This window comes from Chloroflexota bacterium (assembly GCA_013152435.1).
Lineage (GTDB): Bacteria > Chloroflexota > Anaerolineae > DUEN01 > DUEN01 > DUEN01.
This window is the reverse complement of the sequence record JAADGJ010000034.1, coordinates 1-18,829: the sequence shown is the minus strand read 5'-3', so window position 1 is coordinate 18,829 and position 18,829 is coordinate 1. Positions and strand designations below refer to the sequence as shown.

Here is an 18,829-nt window from a genome sequence, read left to right as displayed (position 1 = left end):
GAGAACAGACCGAGAGCCAATGGAGCTTTACATCATCCGCCACGGTCAATCGACCAACAACGCGTTGGCCGATCTGAGGGAGCGAAGCTGTGATCCGCCCCTCACGGAAGTCGGAGTCAGACAAACAGAGTTCCTCGCCCGCTATCTCACGGAAACCGTGCTCGATCACCCCGGTTCGCCCGTGAATCTCCCCATCACGAAGCTGTATTGCAGTCCCATGCGTCGCGCATTGCAGACGGCCCGCCCCATCGGGGACGCCCTCGGCCTCGCCCCTGAGGTCTGGATCGAGATCCACGAGCGCGGTGGCATTTACCTGGATCACGGGGAGGACGGCGGCATCGTGGGATACCCCGGGATGACCCGAGAGGAGATCCTGGCGGACTTTCCCCACTACGTGCTGCCGGAGGCGCTGACCGGGGAGGGATGGTGGAAAGGCGGCCGAGAGGATTGGCCGGCCTGCCAGGCGCGGGCAATCCGGGTCGCCCACGCGCTCCACGCGAGGGCCGCCGACGACGAGCGTATCGTCATGATCTCTCACGGCGGCTTCATCGACGCGTTGCTCAAAGCGCTGTTCAACCAACTGCCCGGCCGCCACGTTTTCTACCATCATCACAACACGGCGATCACCCGCATCGACTTTTGGAAGGACGGGCATCTGGACATCCGCTACATCAACCGGATCGATCACCTGCCCGCGGAACTGGTCACGTGAAGACAGGCGTCCGAGACGCGCACCACAGAGGAGACGAGAAGATGAAGTCAGCCCTGTTCGTCTGGGGAGGATGGGAGGGGCACGAGCCCAAGCAATGTGTGGACATCTTCGCGCCCTGGCTGCGAGACCAGGGGTATGAGGTGGAGATCGCCGACACGTTGGACGTGTACCTCGACGAAGCCAAGATGAAATCGCTGGATCTGATCGTGCAGGTCTGGACGATGGGCACGATCACCCGAGAGCAGGAGCAGGGGCTTTTGAACGCCGTCGCTAGCGGGGTGGGGTTCGCCGGCTGGCACGGCGGCGCGGGAGACTCGTTCCGAAACAACCCGGACTACCAGTTCATGGTCGGCGGGCAGTGGGTCGCCCATCCGGGCGGCGTCATCGACTACGAGGTGAACATCACCAGGCCGGATGATCCCATCGTGGCCGGACTACAGGACTTTCAGATGCATTCCGAGCAGTACTACATGCATGTAGACCCTTCCAACGAGGTGCTGGCGACGACGACCTTCCGAGGGGATATCCTGCCGTGGATTGAAGGGGTCGTCATGCCGGTGGCGTGGAAGCGACGCTGGGGGCAGGGGAAGGTCTTCTACTGCTCTCTGGGCCATGTAGCCAGCGACTTCGACGTGCCCGAAGCCCGAACCATCGTGCAGCGCGGCATGCTCTGGGCCACTCGATAGCCGTTAGCTGGTAGCCGACAGCAGGCAGCCAATGGCGATAAAAGCGACATATCAAAAACCCGACTTCTTCAAGAAGCCGGGTTTTTGAGTCTCATTTCTCGTAAGCCCTCAAAAACTCCTCTCGGGAGATCCCCGCCTGGTTTAGAAATCGTGCGCAATGTGGATCCCTTTATCCGTCGATGGTTCCCCTCTCTCACAACGTGAAACCCTAGACATTCCAATGCCCTAACCACTTGACGGAGAGGAGCATCCACAGGGGACCTGGCCATCACACGGTAACCTCCGTCTCAGCGACGAAAGCTTCCAAAACGGAGGACTCGCTCTCTAGCACCTCGGCCCCAAAGGTCTCAATGTGAAAAGCAATAGCGGATTTCACATCAGCCAATGCCTCTTCATATGTATCCCCCTCGCCCACAACGACCCCCTTCAATCCAAGCGGATAAGCGACATAACCATCAGGATGTTTCTCAACGATGATCTTAAACTGTTTTATCATCACCATCCCTCCTGTTTTGTAGGTGGACTACCGAGAGCGGGAGGCACCTCCTTATTCATGAGGAGGCTATGGCAGGACGTCAACCGAGCCGTAGGGGTACCCCTTGTGGGCACCCAAGGCAGCCACAAGGGCTTGCCCCTACGAAGGTCTGTGAGAACGCTGAAAAGCCCTATGTCCGCCCCACGCTCGCCCCGGGGATTCGAGTTCACCCTCGATCGCTACCGGCTACCGGCTTCCTGCTGCCGGCTGCTTTCCCACGTTGACCATCTCCTCGCCCGGTGTTATCATCCCTTTGCATTCTCCGAGCGAAACAGGCAGGTGCTATGGCCAAAGTCACGCCCATGCTCCGCCAATACCGGGAGATCAAGGCGCGCTTCCCGGACGCCTTGGTCATGTTCCGGCTGGGCGACTTCTACGAGATGTTCGATGAGGACGCTAAGATCGCGGCTCGTGAGCTAGATTTGGTCCTCACCTCCCGATCCTTCTCCAAGGAAGTCCGCCTGCCCATGTGCGGCGTGCCCCACCACTCGGTGACCGGATACATCGCCCGGCTGATCGAGCGCGGCCACAAGATCGCCCTGGTGGAGCAGCTCGAGGACGCCCGCCGGGTCAAACGGCTGGTGCGACGAGACGTCGTGCGGGTCATCACGCCCGGCACCGTGGTCGAGGACGTGCTGCTACAGGAGAAGGCCAACAACTACCTGGCCGCGGTGATCCGGGATGCTCGCGAGCGAGAGAGCTACGGGCTGGCGGCGCTGGACCTCTCGACGGGGGAGTTCATCACCACGCAACTGGACGGCGACGACGCCTTCGGGGCGCTTCAGGAGGAGCTAGCCCGCCTGGCGCCGGCCGAGATCGTCCTCCCCGCCGCGCTGGCATCCGACGAACCGTTCACCGCCCGGCTGCGAGCCCTGGGCCCCGCCCGGCTCTCCCCCCTGGCCGACGAGCGATGCACGCCGATCGCCGGCCGTCAGACCCTGCTCGACCACTTTGGCGTCGCCTCCCTGGAGGGATACGGCTGCGATGACCTGCCGCTGGCCCAGGCGGCCGCGGGCGCCATCCTCGCCTACCTGCGCGATAGCCAGCTAGGGGACATCCCCGTCACCGGTGCGCTCTCCGGCGGCACCGGCCTGGCTCACATCGCCGAGCTGCGCACCTACCGCCCTGGCGAGCACATGACCCTGGACTCGGTCACCCGCCGTAACCTGGAGCTCACGCTCAACCTGCGGGACGGCTCCTCGCGCGGCTCCCTTTTCAGCGTGCTCGATCACACGCTCACCGCCATGGGCGCCCGGCTGCTGCGCCGGTGGATCACCCAGCCGCTACTGGACGTAGACCGCATCCAGGAGCGACTGGACGCGGTGGAGGCATTGGTGAACGACGCCCTGCTGCGTCACGACCTGCGCGCCGCCCTGGACGGCCTGTACGATGTGGAGCGCCTGGCCGGGCGCGTCGGCTTTGGGTCCGCCAACGCGCGGGACCTGGTGGCGCTGCGTCGGGCCCTGGAGCGCATCCCGACCATTCGCCGCCACCTGGAGCGAGCGGAGGCGGCACGACTGCGTGCCCTCCGGGATCAACTGGACGAGCTTCAGGACGTCGCCCAGCTGATCGGTAAGGCGATCGTGGACAGGCCGCCTATCCTGGTCCGCGATGGCGGCCTCATCCGCGATGGCTTCGACTCCGATCTGGACGCGCTGCGCCAGCACGCGGAGGAGGCCGAGGCCTGGCTGACGGAGCTGGAGGCGCAGGAACGGGAGCGCACCGGCATCAAGACCCTGCGTATCCGGTACAACGACATCTTCGGCTTCTTCATCGAGGTGCCGCGCAGCCGCGCCAACGAGGTCCCCCCCGAATACGAGCGCAAGGCGACCATCACCCACGCTGAGCGCTTCGTCACGCCCACGCTCAAGGCCCGGGAGGCGGACATCCTGCTGACCCGCGACCGGATCAAGGATCGGGAGTATGATCTGTTCATCCAGGTGCGCGGGGAGGTGGCGACGCACACCGCCCGGTTGATCCACTCCGCCCGCATCCTGGCCGAGCTGGACGTGCTGGCCGCGCTGGCCGAGGCCGCCGCGCGCGGCAATTACGTGAAGCCCACCGTGGATGACGGGGAGGTCATCGACATTCGCGAGGGACGCCATCCGGTCGTCGAGCACCTGCTCCCGGACGGCGAGCGTTTCGTGCCCAACGACCTGCATCTGGACGAAAACCAGCGGGTGATCATCCTCACCGGCCCCAACATGAGCGGCAAGTCGGTCTACATCCGGCAGGCCGCCCTCATCGTCCTGATGGCCCAGATCGGGTCCTTCGTCCCCGCGCAAAGTGCCCACATCGGCGTCGTGGATCGCATCTTCGCCCGCGTGGGCGCGACCGACGACATCGCCCAGGGGCGATCGACGTTCCTGGTGGAGATGGCCGAGACGGCGGCCATCCTGCGGCATGCCACACCCCGCTCGCTCATCATCCTGGACGAGGTGGGGCGCGGCACGTCCACCTACGATGGCATGAGTCTCGCCTGGGCCGTGGTGGAGGACGTCCACAACACGCTGGGCGCCCGCTGTCTCTTCGCCACCCATTACCACGAGCTGACGGCGCTGGCCGATCACCTGCCCGCCGTGCGCAACTACTCGATGGCCGTGGCCGAGCAGGGCGATGGGATCGTGTTCCTGCGGCGGGTGGTATCTGGCGGCGCGGAGCGCTCCTTCGGGATCCACGTTGCCAAGCTGGCGGGGCTGCCCGAACGCGTCGTCCAGCGGGCCGCGGCGGTGCTGGCCGAGATGGAGCGCAACGGGGCGATGGGGCCGCGAGAGCTGGGGCATACATCTGACGAGCCCGGCGAGGAGGCCGAGCGAGGGCGGGAGATCTATGCCGCGAGAGAAGAGGAGAGAAAACCCTCGGTCGGCGAGGTGGCTGCCCCCTATCAACCGGCTCGCGCCATCTCGGATAGCCTGATCGATTCGTTGCCTCACCCGCCGGATGCTCCTATCCCGCTCGAGGTGATCGTGGCCACATTGCGAGAGCTATACCAGGCGGACATCGCCAACCTGACGCCCGTGCAGGCGCTGGTTCTGCTCAACGAGCTTCAGCAGCGCCTGCGCAGCCAAACCGGGTAGGTAGTAGGGGCGACGCATGCGTCGCCCCTACAATAAAATGGGAGAGCGTGCCGTTCTTGTCTTGACCGATTTTCAAGCGCACGCGTGAGGGCCTGAGATCATGAGCGAGATCACGGCGGAGAAATGGGCCGAATATCGCGAGGGGGCCCGGCGGCGTTGGGCTCAGAGGCAACGAGCCCTCGCCGAACGACGTGAGCGGGCCATGGTCGTCGCCCGCAAGGCGGCGGAGATGTTAAAGGAGGAATTTGGCGCCACCAAGGTGATATTATTCGGCTCCCTAGCCCGTGGTGGCCCTTTCGACATGCATTCCGACGTGGATCTAGCCGCGTGGGGCCTTGATCCGCGTGAGTACTATCGCGTGGTCTCCCTCCTTTTGGACATCGACCCGGGAATCGAGGTTAGCCTGGTCATGGGAGAGGAAATACCACCTTCTCTACGATCTACCATCGAGCAGGAAGGTGTGCCATTATGAAGCAGGAGCTGAAGGTTAACTTTAAGGAGGCATTGTGACAATTCGCTATACGCTCACGTATGACACCTACAAATACCGTTCCGACGCCCCCACGTCGCTGAGCTGGGATCGCCATACCTTCTCCCTGCAGGCGCTGCGTAACGAGACCGTGGCCTGCCAACTGGTGATTCAGCCGGAGGAGACGGTGCTCGCCACCTGGGGCACTGCCCCGCTGCTGCACTGGACGCCCACACCCCGTCTGCGCGTGGCCGTGGGGCCGCTCACCGGCCCGGATGGGAGCACATGGCCGGACGCGGTGACGACCCACTGGGTAGGCCTGGTCCCGGCGGACACCGGGAAGCTCCTGATCGCCGATCCACTCCTACACCAGGAGAGCATCGAGGTACTCGCGGGGATGTCCCAGGCGCTCTGGCTCAGCTTTCGCCTCCCGGCCGACGCGCCCGCCGGCCGCTATACCCTCCCCATCACTTTGCTGCGAGCGGAGGACTTTGAGGATGAGGAGGTAGTGGGCCGGGCGGAGGTGACGCTGGACCTCGTCCCGCTGGCACTGCCCGAGCCACGAGACTTTCGCCATCACCTGGATCTCTGGCAACACCCCACCGGCATCGCCCGCGGCCATCGCGTGCCCCTCTGGTCCGAGACGCATTGGGAGCTGATCGAGCGCTACGCCACCGAGCTGGCCCGCCTGGGCCAGAAGGCGATCACCATCATCGCCTCCGACAGCCCGTGGGCGGGACAGAACTGCCGACACGACACGGACTACCCCTCGAACCTGCACGAGTACAACATCGTGGGGATCTATCGCCGTCCGGACGGCACGCTGCGCTTCGACTTCTCCCGCCTCGATCGCTATGTGGAGACGTACATGCGCCTGGGGATCGACCAGGAGATCGAGGTGCTTGGGCTGCTGGCCGCGTGGGGGGACGAGTTCGGCCGCCCCTTGGTCGATCACCCGGACAACATCCGGCTGGCCTGCTACGACGAGGGCAGCGGCCGCATTACCTGGCTGCGCCATCAGGATGAGCTGCGCCAATACCTGAGCGCCCTGGGCGACCATCTGAAAGCCCGCGGCTGGTGGGAGATCACCCGCTTCACCGCCGACGAGCCCAGCGACGTGGCGCTGTTCCGTCAGCGAGTGGACTTCCTGCACGAGGTCCTGCCGGGCGCCAAGATCAAGATCCCCTTCTATCACATGGAGTTCATGGACGAGTTCCTGGACGACGTGGCCGACTGGGTACCCGTGCTGCACGGCATGGGCGAGCAGGCCGAGACCAGCCAGCGGTTGCAGAAGATCGTCCAGGAGCGCGGCGACCGATTCTGTTGGTACGTCTGCTGCGTGCCCGAACGGCCGAACAACTTCGTCACGTCCCCTTCCATCGAAGGGCGCGTGCAGGGCTGGTTCACCGCCTGGCAAAAGCTGGACGGGTTCCTGCGTTGGGCATTCACCTGCTGGCCCGCGGATCCGTGGAGACGCCCTGGCTTCCGCTTCCCGCGATGGCGCACGGGCGATATGTTCTTCGTCTACCCCGGACACGACGGCAGGCCGGTGCGCACCCTGCGCACCGAGATGTTGCTGGCCGGCATCCAGGACTTCGAGCTGATCGCAATGGCCCGGGAGCGGGCGTCTGAAGATCCGACGGTCGCCGAAGCGCTGGATCGAGCCTTCGCTCGCGTGATGCGCGCCAAAGATCTGGCCGACTTCGCCGACGTCGACCACACGCCGCCGGAAGCGCTGTACTCGCTGGACCCGGCCGACTACGCGGCCGCCCGTGCTGAGATCATCGCCGCCTTGAAAACGGGATGATGTAGGGGCGGGTCTGAGACCCGTCCCTACAGGAAATGGATTCACATCCGGATGCAAGGACGAGAGCCCCATGCGTGCCTTCAACATGAACGACGATCCTCATCGACGATTCAACCCGCTGACCCGCGAGTGGATCCTGGTCTCGCCGCATCGCACTAAGCGACCTTGGCAAGGCCAGGTGGAGAAGCCGCCACCCGATGAGCGGCCCGCATACGATCCCAACTGCTACCTGTGCCCCGGGAACACCCGGGCGGGGGGCGTACGCAACCCACAATACACCAGCACCTTCGTCTTCACCAACGACTTCGCCGCGCTGCTGCCGGACGTGCCGCCGGGCGAGGTGAACGAGTCGGGGCTGCTGATCGCCCGCAGCGAGCGGGGCACCTGCCGCGTCATCTGCTTCTCCCCCCGGCACGATTTGACCCTGCCGGAGATGGAGGAAGCAGATATCCGGAAGGTTGTGGACGTCTGGACGGAGGAGTACCTGAGCCTGGGCGCCAACCCGTGGATCAACTACGTCCAGATCTTCGAGAATAAGGGCGCCATGATGGGGTGCAGCAACCCCCATCCGCACGGGCAGATCTGGGCCAACGAGACGATGCCGGTGGAGCCCAGCAAGGAGCAGGCCTCACTGGACGCCTATCGGGAGGAGCGCGGGGGCTGCCTGCTGTGCGACTACGTCGCGCTGGAGGAGGAGCGGGACGAGCGGATCGTGTGCGCTAACGAGCATTTCGTGGCCCTGGTGCCCTTCTGGGCCAACTGGCCGTTCGAGACGCTGCTGATCGCCCGACGGCATGTGCCCTCCCTGGCGGAACTGTCCGACGAGGAGCGCGACGGGCTGGCCAATATCATCCGGCCGGCTGACCATCCGCTACGACAACCTGTTCGAGGTCTCCTTCCCATATAGCATGGGATTCCATCAACAACCGACCGACGGCCGGGACCATCCGGAGTGGCATCTGCATGCCCACTACTACCCGCCGCTGTTGCGATCGGCCACGGTGCGCAAGTTCATGGTGGGATACGAGATGCTGGCCAATCCCCAGCGCGATCTGACGCCGGAGGCCGCCGCGGGCCGGCTGCGCGGGCTCTCAGAGATCCACTACAAGAGGCGATAGACGACAGACGAAGGACCACAGCCTTTCTTTCGTCCTTCGTCATTTGCCGGTCGTCTATTGTCCAACGAGGTGGCTCATGTTGCGAACGAAGATCGTGTGCACCATCGGACCGGCCAGCCGGGACCCGGAGATCCTGGTCCGGCTGATCGAAGCGGGCATGGACGTGGCCCGGCTCAACTTCTCGCACGGAGATCAGGCCTCCCATGAGGAGGACATCCACCGTATCCGGGCCGCGGCGGAGAAGGTCGGCCACCCGGTGGGCATCCTGGTCGATCTACAGGGCCCCCGGCTGCGCGTGGGCGAATTGCCCCCCGGGGGCATACGGCTGGAGCCGGGCACCACGGTGGTGCTCACCACCGCCCCGGAGATAGGACAGCCCGGCCGCATCCCCGTCCAATTCACCGAGCTGCCGCGATCCGTGCACCCTGACGATCGCATCCTCATCGACGACGGGCTCCTGGAGCTGCGCGTGCGTGAGATAGATGCGGATGAGGTGAGATGCGAGGTGATCACCGGCGGCGTGCTCACATCCCACAAGGGGATGAACCTGCCCAACGTCCCGCTGGACATCCCGGCCATCACGGAGAAGGACAAGGAAGATCTGAAATTCGCGGTAGCCCATCAGGCGGACTGGATCGCCCTGTCCTTCGTGCGCACGGCCGATGAGGTATGCACCCTGAAGGAAATGATCGTCGCTCTCAGCGACCTGGCGCGCCCTATCCCCGTGATCGCCAAGATCGAGAAGCCGGAGGCCGTGCGGAACATCGATGCCATCATCGAAGCGGCGGATGGGATCATGATAGCCCGCGGCGATCTGGGCATCGAGACCTCGCCCGAGGCCGTGCCCATGATCCAAAAGGAGATCATCGCCAAGTGCAATCAGGCAGGCGTGCCCGTCATCACGGCCACCCAGATGCTGGACTCCATGATCCGTAACCCACGCCCCACGCGGGCGGAGGCTTCCGATGTGGCCAACGCCATCCTGGACGGCACGGACGCCATCATGCTGTCCGGCGAGACGGCCATCGGCAAATACCCCATCGAGGCGGTACGAACGATGGCCCGCATCGCGGAGGCGGCGGAACAGGCCCTCCGCCCCGTGAACCGGGCGCCCCGCTGGCCGCGCGTGGTCGCCGAGGCGGTAGCCCACGCCAGCGTGGACACGGCCATCAACTTGAAGGCCGCAGCCATCATCGCCCCCACGGCAAGCGGCTACACGGCCCGGCTCCTATCCCGATTCCGCCCGCCCTGCCCTATCGTCGCGGTCACTCCCAGCCTCATCGCACAACGCCAGCTGACGTTGTACTGGGGCGTGGAGCCGTTGTTCTCCATGCGCGCCAGGAGCACGGACGCCATGATCGCGGACGCGGTGCGGGCGGCCCGAGAGCACGGATACGTCAACGAGGGGGACACCGTGGTGGTCACGGCCGGATCGGCGGGCAGCGCCCCGGGCACCACCGACCTCATGAAGGTGCAGGAGATCGCCCGGGTGCTGGCGCGCGGTCAGGGGATCGGCAGCCACTCTGTGATCGGGCACATTCGGCGGCTGGAGCCGCCGCTCCCACCCGATACCCGGGTAGAACCCAACGAGATCATCGCCACCCACCGCACGGATCGGACCTTCATCGAGCTGCTGCGCCGGGCTGCAGGCCTGATCCTGGCGGAGGGGAATCTGGAATGTCACGGGGCGCTGCTGGCCACAGAGCTGGGTGTGCCAGCCGTGATCGGGGTCGGCGACGCGCTGGACCGCCTGAAGGATGGACAGATGGTGCTGCTGGATCCCCTGCGGGGCGTGATCGAGGAGCGGAAGGAGGGCCCTTCGATCACATACGGACCCAAACAGACGAGGTAAAGCGGCGCTATATTGGGTAGTGGCCACTGGAGAATAGCCAAAGGGGGGAGCCTCGGCTCCCCCCTCCTGCTGCATACGGCCAACCCGACCGGCGGCACATTTATGGAACACAAGGGCCGGACACGACGGGCAGGGAATTCACCCCCGCCTTGCTGGGTGAGGCGTGCACGTGATCGATGCCGATATTCCCCAGCCCGGCCGGCCCAAAGGCCGCCATGTCGATGCGCATCTCGTACACCACGTCGTAGATCCAATCCGGGTACGCGGGGTTCGGCGTATAGTTCGCGTCCGTAGCCGGCGAGTCCTGCGTCAGCACATACCCCAACTCGTTGAAGTTATAGCTGAGGGATGTGCCGGTGGCCAGGACCCACGCGGGATCCCCCAGGATCACCCCGCCGTCCCCCCCGAGCACCCCCAGCGAACCGTATCCCGACGGGAAGGCATCGGAGCGACTGATGTAGTCGACCTTGATCTCAAGCACGCGCCGGCCGTTGGCGTCCTCGAAGTAAAGCTGTGCGTGGTCGCTGCCCACGAGATGCCGGAATTTATGCTGCTTAGGACGCCCTCTCTTGTCATAGTACCCCAGCGAATTGGCCCCATACGTGTTGTCCACAAAGGATTTGTCGAGGATGAGGGCCACGTGAAGCTGCGGCGTCCCATCGCTGGCAACGACCTGCATGTACTGAATGCGAGCCAGCTGATGGGTGGGATCGTCGGCCTGATAGAGGCAGATCTGATCGCCCCCCGCCACATCGCCCGGGTTCCCATCCACCGGTGGCCCACCTATAGAGGGCATCGATGTCGGCGTCGGCGTCAACTCCGGAGTCGACGTGGGTTCCGGTGTGTCCGTGGGCTCCGGTGTATCCGTCGGCTCCGGTGTGTCTGTCGGCTCTGGCGTCGACGTAGGTTCCGGCGTCGGCGAGGCGGTGGGCTCGACAGATGCCACACACTGAGAATCCCCCACCTGCGCATACATGGTGACGCCGAACTGCTCGATGCGGAGGGAGCTGGCCAGCGGCCTGGGGCCGTGATCGATGTTCACCGCCCACGTGGCCTCCTCGCCCGGCTCGAGCGCACGCTTGGCCCGCGAGCCGACGAGCTTCACATCCGTCGGATGCTTCTTGCTGTTGCCGTTCCAGATCTTCTTCCCCCGCAGCTTGAACCAGTCAAGCTGCATCTTGGGATAGTCCTCGAGCTTTGGCCAGTCGAAGACGATGCGATTGAGCAGGATCGGCACCCCGGTCTCATTGCGCACGGTGGCCAGCAAGGTATCTCCGTGATCCGGATCGAAGCGCAGGTCGGTCACGGTGAAGTCCTCGCAGGAGACCGGAGGTTGCGGCTCCGGCGGGAGCTCCAGCTTACACTGGATGCCACTCAGGTTCACCGCGATCTCCAGGCCGAACTGCTCGATGCGGAAGGCCTGGTCCATCCGCTTGGGGCCGTAGTCGATATCCGCGACCCATTTCGCCTCCTTGCCGGGCGCCACAGTGCGCTTCCGCGCCGAGCTATGCAGCTCCACCTCGAGCGGATGCTTCCGGCTGCTCCCATCCCAGATGATCTTGTTGTTCAGCTTGAGCCAGTCCACCCGCATACGAGGATAGACGGGATGGCTGGGCCAGTAGAACGTCACCCGGTCCAACCGGGCCGGCACGGAACTGGCGTTGCGAATGGTGGCGAGGATCTGGCTCGGGTCCCTCTCCTTAAAGCGCAGGCTGTGGAGGGAGAGATCCTCGCACGAGGGCGGAGAGGGCGTCGCCAGGCGGATGGTCACCCAGGCCTCATCAGATGCGCTCGGGGCGACCTGCGCCCACTCGTCCACCGCGCCGTCGACGGTCGCCGCGTTGCGCGTGCGATGGCGCAACTTGCAGATGGGGGTCTTGCCGGACTCCCCATACCAGCGGGAGCCCTCCTTGATCTCCGCCCGGAAGGTGTGCGGCTGCGACAGGTCCACCCACGCAGGCCAGGTGCCGCTCACCGTCTCATCCCCACGCGTGGTCCCCTCCGCAATCACCGTGCCGTCCACCTTCACCCGCCACGGAATCGGCTCACTCACCGTCCGCTCAAACTCCACCGACCACCCATCGCATCGCGGGTACAGGTAGATCTTGAACACGCACTCTGGATCGGTCTGCCCCGACGCATCCGCCTCGAAGGCCGAGCGATCCGGCGACATCCCCGACGGATCCTCCCCGGCCAACGCCTGGAACCGAACGTCGATGCTCACCTGCTCCCCGGGCGCCAGGTCGCGCCCCAGCGCGGCCGTGAGATCAGCCCAGGTCAGCACGCCATCATCGGAGACGGCGTCCGGCGCCGGCGAGGCATCCACATAGCGCAACCACTCTGATTCGTACTCATCCCGCAACGGTATCGTCACCAGGGCGCTCTCACCCTCGTTCTTCACCGTCACCCGGAACACGACCTCTTCGCCGGGCTCCACCTCGCCATCCGCCGGCGTCACCAGCTCTTTCTCAACCTCCACCTCCGGCGGTGACGGTGGCTCGCTCTCGATGCTCACCCACGCGTCATCCATGGCCTCCGGTGCCGTCACACCCCATTCATCCAGCGCGCCGGTGACGATCGCCACGTTGCGAACCCGACGTTCCTTCTCGCAGATGGGCGTCTGCGTGGACTTCCCATACCAGCGGGAGCCCTCCTTGATCTCCGCTCGGAAGGTATGCGGCTGCGACAGGTCCACCCACGCAGGCCAGGTGCCGCTCACCGTCTCATCCCCACGCGTGGTCCCCTCCGCGATCACCCTGCCGTCCACCTTCACCCGCCACGGAATCGGCTCACTCACCGTCCGCTCAAACTCCACCGACCACCCATCGCACGTGGGATTCAGGTAGATGCTCAGCACACACTCCGGGTCGATGCTCTCGGACGCCTCCGCGGCAGGGGTCAGCCAGGAGGGATCGGAACTCGTCGTGCCCGCGCCGCTATTGAGGGCCTGGAAGCGAATCTCAACCACGGCCCCCTCCCCGGGCGCCAGATCACGCCCCAGCGCGGCCGTGAGATCGTCCCAGGTCAGCACACCATCGCCGACCACATCGGGGGATACCGTCGCGCTGAGATAGCTCAGCCCAGCCCCGAACTCGTCCCGCAAGGGGATCTGAGTCAGGGTGGTCGGGCCGGTGTTCGTCACGACCACCCGGAATACGATCTCATCGCCGGGCCGTGCCTCGCCATCCGCCGGCGTCACCAGGTCCTTCTGGACCGTCACCTCCGGCGGCGGCGTCACATCCCCGAATCGGTAGTCGATCGCGTCCACGCCGGCAGCCAGGGAGATGTTCGCGATGGTGTTGGCGTCCGCGGCCGTCCCGCCCGCGCTCCCCACGTTGGCCGCCGTGCTGAGGAAGTCGGGCAGATCCGTCTCGATCAGCGTGTAGGTCCCCGGCTTGAGCTGGACGAAGGAGAAGTCGCCGTTCGCCTGGGCCACAGCCGACTGGGAGACGAGCTGTCCGGTGTAGTCCGTGCCCGAAAGCGTCACCGTCGGCCCGGGCAAAGGCGGCTCGCCCGCGTCCCACACGCCATTCTGATCGCGATCGAAGTAGACGGCGCCGCTCAGCGTCGCATAGCGGGCGTCGCCGAAGTCCACGGTCAGCGCGGTGCCCGGCACGCTCGCAGGCGCGGGCACGGTGTCCGGCGTCGTGCTGAAGTACCCATCCGGGTTCGTCTCGAACACGTTGTAGTCGCCCGGCAGCAGCGGCGGGAACGCGTACGTCCCATCGGGCCCGGTGGTCACCGTGTAGCCGACCAGCTGCCCATCATACGCCGCGCCGCGCAGATCGACCTGCACGCCGGCCAGGCCGGCTCCGGAGCCCTGCACGCCATCCAGATCGGGATCATCGAACACGGTGCCCGAGACGTGGACGTAGGGCGCGTCGCCGAAGTCCGCCGTATATAGCTCGCCGGGCACGGTGGCCGAGATCGCTACGCTATTCTCCGTAGTGCTGAAGTAGTCGGCCGGGTCGGTCTCCAACGCCTGATAGGTGCCCGGCAGCACCTGATCGAACAGGTAACTCCCGTCGTTCCCCGTGGCCGCCTGCAGGTTCACGGGCTGCCCGGCATAGTCCGTCCCCGTGAGAACCACCGACACGCCCACCAGGCCGACCTCGCCCGCATCGCGCACGCCATCCAGGCTCATGTCCTCAAAGACGACGCCGCCGACCTGGACATAGCGCGCATCGCCGAAGTTGTTCCCCTCATACACCTGGCCCGGGTAGATGGCCGTGACCGGCAGATCGTCGGTCGTGGTACTGAAGTATCCGGCCGGGTTCTCCTCATGCAGCACGTAGCTGCCCGGGAGGACCTCCAGGAAGGCGAAGGCGCCCGAGCCGTCCGTGACGGTCACCAACGGCTCGGCGCCACCGGTCAGGGTCACCGTGATCCCCACCAGAGGCGGCTCCCCCGCGTCATACTGGCCGTTGAGGTTCAGATCCTCAAAGACGGTGCCCAGGATATCGACCGGTTGGATGTCGCCGAAGTCGTTATCCACGCTGGAGGCATTGGCCGGGAGCGGGATATCGGCGATGGTATTGGCATCCACGGCGACGCCGCCAGTGGAGCCTGGGATGGCCGCGACCGATCGATAGCCTGGGGGATCGATCTCCTGTACCGTGTAGGTGCCGGGGGTCAGGTTGAGGAAGCCATACTCACCGCGGCTGTCAGTCGTGACGGTCAGGGCGACCGTGTTCCCCGTCTCGTCCGTGCCGGTGAGGTTGAGCGTCACGTTGGGAATCCCGGGCTCGCCGGTGTCCCGCACGCCGTTCAGGTTGTTGTCCGAGAACACGGCCCCGCAGATGCCCAGGGTCCCCGTCTCCCCGCCGAACACCCACAGCGTGCCCGTCTCATCCGGCACCACCAACCGTCCGGCGCCGATGGCGGCAGGGACCTCGATGGAAGTGCCGGTGTCGAAGGAGCTCAACTCGGCGCCATCCGTCATGTCGAACGCCTTCAACAGCAGCGCGGCGGAGGTGCGATAGAGCACGCCGTTGGCCGCCGACTGCCACCACCACCCACCATCGTCGCCGTTGTCCACGTAATGGCGACGCCAGAGCTGATACCCATCCGAGGCGCGTATGGCCACCAGGTCCTTTTGAGTGGTATCGCCGGGGGCGATGAGCCATTCGTAGATGACGCCATTGTAGGCCAACGCGGCGGAGTTGAAACGATAGGCGGGGTTGGTCGGCTGATACGTCCACACCTGTTGGCCCGTGGCCGCATCATACGCATAGAACACATCCCACTGGTTCGGATAGGTCCCGAAGGTAAAGGGGATCACCACCCGCCCGTTGTGCACGATCACATAGCCATCAAAGTTGACGTTGGCACGCACGGCTCCGGCTACATGGGGGGCGTGCCAGAGGATGCTACCATCGCTGGCGTCCAGGGCGAACGTCCCCTGATCACGCGTGCCCACATAGACGACGCCATTGACCACCACAGGATCGGAGATGGCGCTCCAGCCGTCCACTGAGGCCACATCCGTGTGCCACAGCTCGGCGCCGGAGGCCGCGTCCAGGGCGTACACGGAAAGCACATGGGGCGTGAAGGAGGGGTTGTTCGGATCCGGCCGATAGGCCTCTACGGTCACGTAGACCACGCCGCCCACTACGGCCGGTGAGTAGATCTGCGGAGAGGTATCCGACGGGGCGACGTTGTGCTGCCAGAGGATCGCCCCCGTGCTGGCGTTCAGCGCGTACACATCGCCGGTCCACACGCCGAAATAGACCACGCCGTTGACCACGGCAGGCGAGGAGAGTTCATTATCGGCCGGCAAAGCCTGCGTCCACAAAACGGTCTGAGAGGCCAGATCCAACGCGTAGAAGGCATCGTACCCGCCCGTGTAAGCGATGCCGTTTACGATGGCGGGGTTATTGAGCACCCAGTAGTTCCCATTGTAGAGCTGCCATACCGGCGAGAGCGGGGGCGCCAGCCGCTGCTCGGTGGGGCTGTAGAAGTTGCGCTCGGGGCTCCACCCAAGCATCGGCCAATCGCCGGTGGGCTGGGTACCACCAGCGCCGCCGCAAAGCGCCGCTTGCACGGCCATGGGCTCCACCCCCATCCGCTCAGGGGTCTGCCCCTTCCCCGTCGGCGCCTGCGAGCGCGGCACACGATTCAACACCCGCACGTAAGCCGTCACGAGCGTCCCATCCGGCTGAGGACGCACACGCGCCCGCACCCACTGGCCCACGGCGAGATCGCCCGTTCCCCATCCCCTGGAGGTCAGCACCCGCCACCGTGGCGAGAAGCGTACCTCCTGCGAGATGCCATCGGGCGTCCGCACGATCATGTACGAATCCGTCAGGCCGATCACCTGCCCCATCAACGATGTGGGCCGGTCAACGGACGGAGGCGATGCAGCGGTCACCGTGATCGCGCCGACCGCCATCAGCATACCCACCAACAACAACCACACAAGGCATCGTCGGCTACCCATCCCTCTCATGCTTCCCTCCTAACGCAAGTAACGCCCAGGGGCATCGGAGGACCTACGGCATCACCCAACAGGCCCCAAGGGCAACGCGTATCAACGAGGTGAGCCGCACGTTCATTCTCTTATGAGATTTTTACGCGAGCAATGGGACAAAAGGAGGGGATGGGACGCAAGAAAGGTTGAGAAAGCGATGGAACACATTCACGAGGCGCTTGGCATCACCTCCACGACGCGAGGCAGGCGAGAGGGAGGAGATCAGGCCCGAGCGTCCACGATGTACGTCCGACACCACGCCAGGGCGGCCTCCAGATCAGACACCACCTGCCCGGCGAAGCGCTCCACCACCGGGGTCAACAGCGCGATCACCTCCGGCCTGCCGGCCGCGTGATCGGCCAGCCACGCCTCTCGGGCATCCGGCGGCTGACGGAGCAGATCGGCGCAGGCCGCCTGGAACATGCGCACCATCCAGGCATACCCCCACAACAGCACCCGGCCGCTCGACGTCAGATGCCGCATCGCCTGATCCCGCAGCCGGTTGATCCACGGCAGGCGGATGGCATCCAGGTCCTCCCACGTATCCAGAAAGATCGTATCGTAGCGGGAGGCGGGAGCCTCCTCCAAAAAGCGCGCCACGTCGGCGATGATGACGCGAGGCCGAACGCCTCCCATCGCCCGGGTGAGGGCGGGCTCGATCACCGGCCACACGATCGCGACGACATCCGGCGATCGCTCCACGACGGTGATCGATGCCGCGCGCGCGGCCGCGTACTGGGGGTACAGGCCCAACCCCAGCCCGCCGATCAGGACATGCCCGGCCGAGGCCTGCGCGTTGTTGTACATCATCATGCGTTCCTGCGGGGTATCGGACATCCAGAGGACGCCGGAGGGATCGTACAGGCCACGACAGTCCAGCGGGCGCGGCAGGCGATACCGACGTCCGCAGATGATCGCCTCCGTCAGCCATTCGCGGCGGACCCGATATCCGTTCGCGTAACGGCCGGGCGGCACCTGTACCAGCGGGATGTCGAGCCAATCCCAGGTCCAGCGGGTATCATCAAACGCGGGATCGAACAAGATGCGACCTCCCCCACCGAGTATCGCATGAGCGAGCCAGATAGACAAGTGTCCCCAAACCGGATAGAATGGATGGAGGGAAAGGAGTCCTCCGCTTATCCGAGCGATCCTCCAAAGGAGGGAAGGAGATGGCGATGTCATCCTACGAGGTGGTCCGTCGAGCCATCGAGTTCGATTTCCCCGAGCGCCTTCCCCTCCGGTTCGCCACGCTGGGCCTGGATGATACCCACCCGGTCGGCTGGAATCAGATCGGCACGGGAGACCACACCCAACAGGAGACGGTGGACGAGTGGGGATGCGTTTGGGTGCGCTCCGACATGGCGAACATGGGTCAGGTGAAGGGACATCCCCTGGCGAACTGGGCGGACTGGGATCGCTACCGCTGGCCCGATCCCGATGATCCCGGCTTCTACGAGGGGATGGAGGCCAAATTCGAGGGCTCGGATGGGAAATACGTGATCACCGGCATCTTCATGCTGCTGTTCGAGCGCATGCACGCCCTGCGCGGGTTCGAGAACACGCTGGCCGATCTCTATCTGGAACGGCCGCGCATGGAACAGCTGGCCGACCGCATCGTCGAGATCGACCTGAGGATCATGGAGAACATCGCCTCCCGATTCCCCGGCCAGATCCACGGCTTCTCCTTCACGGACGATTGGGGCACGGAAAAGGCCACCTTCATCAACCCGGCGTTCTGGGATGCGTTCTTCAAGCCGCGCTACAAGCGCATCTTCGACGCCGCCCACGGGTACGGCTGGCACGTGTGGATGCACACATGCGGCAAGGTCAACGAGATCATCGAATCGCTGATCGAGATCGGACTGGACGTGATCAATCTCCAGCAACCCCGGGCTCTGGGCATCGAGGAGATCGGCCAGCGGTTCCGGGGTCGCATCTGCTTCGAGTCCCTGTGCGACATCCAGGCGACGCTGCCGTTTAAGGGGCCGGAGGAGATCCGGGAGGAGGCCCGGCTGCTGTTGGAGCAGTGGAGCACGCCGACGGGCGGCTTCATCCTGTCCGACTACGGCGACGGCCAGGCGATCGGCGTGCCACTGGAGAAGAA

General features: G+C 65.1%; 10 protein-coding genes and 1 pseudogene. 8 read left to right on the top strand and 3 right to left on the bottom strand.

Annotated features, from left to right (window positions below; translation table 11 throughout):
* Positions 1-19: 19 nt before the first annotated feature.
* Complete coding sequence (locus GXP39_04180; protein ID NOZ27238.1) at positions 20-712, top strand: histidine phosphatase family protein; 693 nt, start codon at positions 20-22, stop codon at positions 710-712.
* Positions 713-753: 41 nt separating this feature from the next.
* The gene (locus GXP39_04175) at positions 754-1,398 is read left to right on the top strand and encodes a ThuA domain-containing protein (protein NOZ27237.1); all 645 of its coding nucleotides are present in this window, start codon (positions 754-756) and stop codon (positions 1,396-1,398) included.
* A 268-nt stretch (positions 1,399-1,666) separates the two neighbouring features.
* Here the strand turns inward: GXP39_04175 and GXP39_04170 are convergent, their stop codons facing one another.
* Entirely contained in the window at positions 1,667-1,891 is a 225-nt protein-coding gene (locus tag GXP39_04170) for a type II toxin-antitoxin system HicB family antitoxin (GenBank protein NOZ27236.1), read from the bottom strand.
* Positions 1,892-2,217: 326 nt separating this feature from the next.
* Here GXP39_04170 and mutS point away from each other — a divergent pair, with 326 nt between their 5' ends.
* The 5 genes and pseudogenes from mutS (at position 2,218) to pyk (ending at position 10,256) form a co-directional block, all read left to right on the top strand.
* Positions 2,218-5,010, top strand: a complete 2,793-nt coding sequence (gene mutS, locus GXP39_04165; GenBank protein NOZ27235.1) for a DNA mismatch repair protein MutS — start codon at positions 2,218-2,220, stop codon at positions 5,008-5,010.
* A gap of 100 nt (positions 5,011-5,110) precedes the next feature.
* A complete protein-coding gene (locus GXP39_04160; GenBank protein ID NOZ27234.1) occupies positions 5,111-5,482 on the top strand; it encodes a nucleotidyltransferase domain-containing protein in 372 nt (123 codons plus the stop codon).
* Between the two features lie 34 nt (positions 5,483-5,516).
* Positions 5,517-7,286 (top strand): DUF4091 domain-containing protein, encoded by a 1,770-nt coding sequence (locus GXP39_04155; protein ID NOZ27233.1) that lies wholly within the window; start codon positions 5,517-5,519, stop codon positions 7,284-7,286.
* Positions 7,287-7,356: 70 nt separating this feature from the next.
* Positions 7,357-8,404 (top strand): annotated as a pseudogene (locus GXP39_04150) (UDP-glucose--hexose-1-phosphate uridylyltransferase).
* 76 nt (positions 8,405-8,480) lie between these two features.
* Positions 8,481-10,256: a pyruvate kinase gene (gene pyk / locus GXP39_04145; protein NOZ27232.1), complete on the top strand. Its 1,776-nt coding sequence runs from the start codon at positions 8,481-8,483 to the stop codon at positions 10,254-10,256.
* Between the two features lie 100 nt (positions 10,257-10,356).
* Here pyk and GXP39_04140 read toward each other — a convergent pair whose 3' ends face one another.
* Positions 10,357-16,704 (bottom strand): PQQ-binding-like beta-propeller repeat protein, encoded by a 6,348-nt coding sequence (locus tag GXP39_04140; protein NOZ27231.1) that lies wholly within the window; start codon positions 16,702-16,704, stop codon positions 10,357-10,359.
* A 243-nt stretch (positions 16,705-16,947) separates the two neighbouring features.
* On the bottom strand, positions 16,948-17,766 hold the full coding sequence (locus tag GXP39_04135) for a hypothetical protein (protein ID NOZ27230.1): 819 nt from the start codon (positions 17,764-17,766) through the stop codon (positions 16,948-16,950).
* Between the two features lie 128 nt (positions 17,767-17,894).
* Between GXP39_04135 and GXP39_04130 the strand changes: the two genes are divergently transcribed.
* The coding region (locus GXP39_04130; GenBank protein NOZ27229.1) for a hypothetical protein at positions 17,895-18,829 on the top strand (935 nt) is incomplete at its 3' end.

What these genes read in the sequence shown, in the direction of transcription:
- GXP39_04180 (NOZ27238.1), top strand. Translation starts at nt 20, where the DNA reads ATGGAGCTTTACATCATCCGCCACGGTCAATCGACCAACAACGCGTTG.
- GXP39_04175 (NOZ27237.1), top strand. Translation starts at nt 754, where the DNA reads ATGAAGTCAGCCCTGTTCGTCTGGGGAGGATGGGAGGGGCACGAGCCC.
- mutS (NOZ27235.1), top strand. Translation starts at nt 2,218, where the DNA reads ATGGCCAAAGTCACGCCCATGCTCCGCCAATACCGGGAGATCAAGGCG.
- GXP39_04160 (NOZ27234.1), top strand. Translation starts at nt 5,111, where the DNA reads ATGAGCGAGATCACGGCGGAGAAATGGGCCGAATATCGCGAGGGGGCC.
- pyk (NOZ27232.1), top strand. Translation starts at nt 8,481, where the DNA reads ATGTTGCGAACGAAGATCGTGTGCACCATCGGACCGGCCAGCCGGGAC.
- GXP39_04140 (NOZ27231.1), bottom strand. Translation starts at nt 16,704, where the DNA reads ATGAGAGGGATGGGTAGCCGACGATGCCTTGTGTGGTTGTTGTTGGTG.